The organism is Bradyrhizobium sp. PRIMUS42 (genome assembly GCF_023006515.1).
Taxonomy (GTDB): Bacteria; Pseudomonadota; Alphaproteobacteria; order Rhizobiales; family Xanthobacteraceae; genus Bradyrhizobium.
Genome location: NZ_JALBGZ010001631.1, coordinates 1 through 410, shown reverse-complemented (window position 1 = coordinate 410; position 410 = coordinate 1). Strand labels below are relative to the sequence as shown.

Genomic DNA, 410 nt, shown 5'->3' with positions numbered 1-410 from the left:
CAGGCCATGCTGCCGGTGACCGGCGGCGACACCCGCCAGCGCGAGTTCGCCTACCGCGCTGGCGCCAACATCGTGATGTACACCCTGACCGGCAACTACAAGGCCGACCAGGTGCACGCACCGGCGCTGATCGAACGGCTGGGGCAATGATGCACCTGACGAGCTTGAACCAAACGCCCCGTCATTCCGGGATGGTCCGTAGGACCAGACCCGGAATCTCGAGATTCTCAGGTACGCAATTGCGCACCGGAGTTCGATGCTCCGCATCGCCCCGGAATGACGTTGATAGGCCTGCCTCATGAATTACGGCATCGCGTTCACGCCGCTTGTCCCTGCGATCGTCCTCTGGCTCGCGCTCGCCGCGATCGTCGTCGTCGCGCTTGTGCTGCTGCTCGCGCGCGCACGCGGCG

Annotated in this window: 1 protein-coding gene; it reads left to right on the top strand. The window is 65.1% G+C overall.

What is annotated here, in order from left to right; translation table 11 throughout:
- Positions 1 to 150: DUF4159 domain-containing protein (locus MOV75_RS42015; protein ID WP_247008768.1), on the top strand; the 150-nt coding region annotated here is incomplete at its 5' end.
- Positions 151 to 410 lie beyond the last annotated feature (260 nt).